This is a genomic window from Nostoc sp., assembly GCF_036917355.1.
Classification (GTDB): Bacteria; Cyanobacteriota; Cyanobacteriia; order Cyanobacteriales; family Nostocaceae; genus Nostoc.
Window position 1 is genome coordinate 1 of record NZ_JBALDP010000067.1, and the last position, 4,381, is coordinate 4,381.

The 4,381-nt window shown below is 35.1% G+C and carries 3 protein-coding genes and 1 pseudogene; all 4 read left to right on the forward strand.

Annotated elements, in window-relative coordinates; all coding sequences use genetic code 11:
- The first annotated feature begins 217 nt into the window (after positions 1-217).
- Positions 218-635, forward strand: a pseudogene (locus V7K53_RS21865) (element excision factor XisH family protein).
- Complete coding sequence (locus tag V7K53_RS21870) at positions 623-955, forward strand: XisI protein (protein ID WP_193948533.1); 333 nt, start codon at positions 623-625, stop codon at positions 953-955. The pseudogene V7K53_RS21865 and the gene V7K53_RS21870 overlap by 13 nt, the downstream one beginning before the upstream one ends.
- Before the next feature lie 220 nt (positions 956-1,175).
- Positions 1,176-3,977, forward strand: coding sequence for an N-6 DNA methylase (locus tag V7K53_RS21875; RefSeq protein ID WP_335199653.1), 2,802 nt, complete (start codon positions 1,176-1,178; stop codon positions 3,975-3,977).
- Positions 3,968-4,306 (forward strand): hypothetical protein, encoded by a 339-nt coding sequence (locus tag V7K53_RS21880; RefSeq protein WP_335199654.1) that lies wholly within the window; start codon positions 3,968-3,970, stop codon positions 4,304-4,306. Before V7K53_RS21875 ends, V7K53_RS21880 begins: the two co-directional genes overlap by 10 nt.
- Positions 4,307-4,381 lie beyond the last annotated feature (75 nt).

A 4,381-nucleotide genomic window follows, 5' to 3' on the forward strand; every position in this document is an offset into this window, starting at 1 on the left:
GTAATTCTACATCCATTGCCCTGCTTACCTTCCAGAGTTTTTTCTTTTAATCCTTTTATTCAGAATACTCGGAAAGTGACAGAAGAGGGGTAAGTAGACAGGCGAGAAGAAACAGAACTATATTAAATTTAGTTAAAAAAAGTTTCGCTAGGTTGTCAATGTATAAACAAAATGGAAATTCTTAAATCAAGCACCACCATAAATTGGAATTAAACCCGTGTCTGCTAAAGATGCTTTTCATACAGTTGTCAAGACAGCACTTGAGAAAGAAGGGTGGTTAATCACTCATGATCCTTATACCCTCCAGGCGGGAACCCTTGAGCTATATATTGATTTAGGAGCAGAAAAAGTTATTGCAGCCGAAAAATAAGGGCAAAAAATAGCTGTTGAAATTAAAAGTTTTTTGAGTCCTTCAAAAATTACAGAACTTTATGCTGCATTAGGACAATTTATTATTTATCGAATTGCTTTACAAAAAAAAAGAAGCAAATCGCACTTTATATTTAGCCGTTCCTAGTACTGTTTACAATGAGTTTTTTCTACTTCCATTTATCCAATCTGTTATTCAAATTAATCAACTCTGTTTAGTAATTTACAATATTGAACAGGAGGTAATAGACCAATGGCAAAGCTAGACGAATATCGACAATATATTAAGAATTTACTTCAACAACACGCTAGTATTGTTTGGGATAATCGCATTCAAGCACAGACAATTTATGATACAGAACACGATCATTATCAATTAGTTTATGTAGGTTGGCACGAGCAAGACCGTATATATGGGCCTGTTCTGCATCTAGATATTATTGACGAGAAAATCTGGATTCAGCAAGATGGAACAGAGGTAGGGATTGCGAATGAATTGGTCGAATTAGGTGTCCCAAAAGAGGATATTGTTTTAGGTTTTCAGTTGCCATCTGTGCGTAAATATACAGACTTTGCTGTTAGTTAGTTAAAAGGTGATAATTTCAGTCATTTTCTACCAGCTTGCCTTTTACTTATGATTGTATCTGCGATCGCTCTGCATCTTCTGGTTCAAAAGTGCGATCGCTAGTCCAAACATTCTGTTGACTAGCCCGATCTCAGTTATTTACCTCAAGGCTTATTAGGCATCAGTCCAAATTAGGCCGTAGGAATGCAACGGAAAAATCAATTTTAGCAAAGAGACGTAAATGAAGAATTGGAAAGAGTTAACTGAACAGAAATTGATAAAGCAAAAAAATAGTGTTGCCAAAATCAACATTGAAAAAATGACTGTTCAGTATTCCGATAAAATAAAGCGAAACAGAGTTTTAAAATCACTAACGGGTGACGAAGAAATTGTAAGAGCATTTCTTATAGACCGTTTGGTTAATGAACTTGACTATAAAGTTGAAAACATTGAAATTGAAAAAGAATATTCAGTAAAGGGAGGACACAGCACACTAAGCCCCCGAATTGACATCATTGTAAAAGATGATAAAGGAAATCCCTTCTTTTTCATTGAAGCTAAAGCACCAAACAAGTTTGAAAAAGACAAAAAAGATATTGACGGACAACTATTTTCATTAGCCCAAGCCGAAGAAAAAAACTACAAAACCAAAGTAAAATATTTGGTTTACTATACTGCCGACTTGCAAGATGAAGGCATTTTAGACAAAGCAATTGTCATTGACTTTGAGAAATACCACAACTACGCAGATTGGGAAAATGACGGCTTTATTTCCATTGGAATGGAAATTACCGCAGGTTACGGAGAGCCAAAGAAACAGCCCTTAATCAAAGGGCACGAAAAGCATGATTTAAGAACCAAAATCAATCGTGAAGAAATTGAAGGTTTGGGAAGAAACCTACACAATGTACTTTGGGGTGGCGGTGGAACAAACGACAGTGAAATTTTCTATTCGCTTGTAAACATCATTCTTGCCAAAATTCAGGATGAATACGAGAAGGAAGACGGTAAAGAATATGATTTTCAGATTTACCAATACGGAAACCATATTGAAGGAGCAGAAAAGGTTTATGATCGAATAAACCAGCTTTATAAACGAGCATTAAAAGAACAACTCAATGTTTCGGAACAGCAAAAAATTGATGATGATAATGTAATCAACCGAAACAAGTTTCCAATAAACAAACTCATTTACACCGTTCAGTCATTAGAGAGCTTTTCGTTTTTGGAAGGTCGTAGTTCATTGGATGGCAAAGATATACTTGGGGACTTTTTTGAAAGCATTACCAGAGACGGTTTTAAGCAAAATAAAGGGCAGTTTTTTACCCCTACCCCAATCGTAAACTTTTTGCTTTATGCTTTGCAATTGGATAAGTTGGCCATTGAACGGCTGAATAATGACAGAGAATTACCGCTCATCATTGACCCGTCGGCAGGCAGTGGAACATATTTGGTAGAAGCAATGAAACTCATTACCAAAGAAGTAAAATACAAACAAAGACATCTAATCAAAACAAGCAGGCAAACACAAGAACGCTTGGACGAACTGTTTGGAAAAATAGATGAAAAAAGCAAAGAAAATAGATGGGCAAGATACTATCTATATGGTACTGAAATTAACTTTGATTTAGGTACTTCTTCAAAAGTCAATATGATTTTACATGGTGACGGATCAACAAATATTTTTGTAAAAGATGGCTTATTGCCTTTCCGGTTTTATGTAAAAGAGACTTCACCTAACTATTTAGAAACAGCTAATGCAGAACCGCTTTACAACGATAAAGAAGTCAACGCAAAATTTGATGTTGCCATAAGCAACCCACCTTTTAGCGTTGATTTAGATAGACAAACCCAAAGAGAAGTAAAACACGCTTTTGTTTTCGGAGATAAAAAGAACTCTGAAAACTTATTCATTGAAAGATATTACCAACTACTTAAAGAAGGGGGCAGATTGGGTGTTGTGCTTCCCGAAAATGTGTTTGATACCACCGAGAACAAATATATTCGACTGTTTCTTTTCAAATACTTCAATATAAAAGCTATTGTAAGTCTTCCGCAGTTAACTTTTGAGCCATATACTTCAACCAAAACAAGCCTTCTGTTTGCTCAAAAGAAAACTAAAAAGCAGGTAGAGCAATGGAACGAGCTTTGGGACAAGTACGGCAAAGAATGGGCAAAGCTAAAAACCCGTATAGTTCGCTATTATGACTATTTTGTAAATGAAGCCAAACTAAGTAAAAAGTATGCTTGGGTAAAGGAACTCACTACCGACCTGAATAAACTTTTGGAGAATGAAGACAAGAAAGCTGTTGAGGTCATCAACAAAGAAGATTTGGAAAACATCAAAACCAATATCAAACGCTTTTTGAAGGACTACATAACCCCCGAAGATGAAGCATTAGATCCGAAAGAGTTACTTGCCAAATACAGTGAAGAAATAGACAGTCTATCAAAGTTTGAAAAGGAAACCAATGTATTTGGCTTTTACAATGCTTGGTGGGTATTTGGCGAAGTAGCAAAAGAAATGGATTTTGATATTTTTATGGCAGAAGCCGAAAATGTGGGCTACAAACGAACCAAACGGGGCGAAAACCCAATGCCAAACGACCTTTATGATTTGGAGTATGCACCTAATACGCTCAAAACAAAGGAAATTATTGAAACCTACGATAAGGACATCAAGATTTTGAAAGAGCAGTTAGACGAACTGAAAAAAGAATTGGAAGCTACAAATCAGAAAATTGAAAATAAAGAAACCGAAGCACTGAAAAAGAAAGTGGAAAAACTCAATAGCGATATTGAAGCACTGACTTCAAAAATTGAACAGGTAGAAGCTGAAAAATCACAGGTGATTGAAATTTTAAAGAAGTATTATGAAAATGACGCTTTAAAGGCTGAGTATGTAGAAAGAACAGATATCGAGCTTATCAATCATTTCAAAAATGGTGTGCTTTCTCGCTATAAAAGTGATGATATTGTGCTTCGCACAACCAACTTACTAATCATATTAGACAACATTAGGAAGGAAGTGATATGGGAGTAACAGGTTTTAAAGTAAAACTTTCTGAATTGAGAACAGACCAGTATCTAAGATGTGATGCTGACTATATAGTTTTTAATAAATCGGTTGGAAAAACAAGTCGTTTTCTAAAAAATTATGTTTCTAATTTTGAAACAGGTAAACCAATAACTAAGTTAGACTATTCTGAAAATAACGAGCCGACTGAATTTGTTCATTTAGTCGTTAGAAACATCAAAAATGGTGTTCTTAATTTAGACAACCCAATTTACATTAATGAAGACAAAGGAAATTCTTTGTCAGTTTACAAAATTGAAATTGGAGATATTGTAACCTACTTTCCGCACCCCTAACTGTCACAAAGGGAAATTACGGAGAGAAAAAAGTAAAGTGAGAATCAAAATAGACATCATTAGCCAAAAAAGAGA

Excerpts from the sequence above, each read along its gene's own strand:
- V7K53_RS21880 (WP_335199654.1), top strand. The coding sequence starts at position 3,968 with ATGGGAGTAACAGGTTTTAAAGTAAAACTTTCTGAATTGAGAACAGAC.
- V7K53_RS21870 (WP_193948533.1), top strand. The coding sequence starts at position 623 with ATGGCAAAGCTAGACGAATATCGACAATATATTAAGAATTTACTTCAA.
- V7K53_RS21875 (WP_335199653.1), top strand. The coding sequence starts at position 1,176 with ATGAAGAATTGGAAAGAGTTAACTGAACAGAAATTGATAAAGCAAAAA.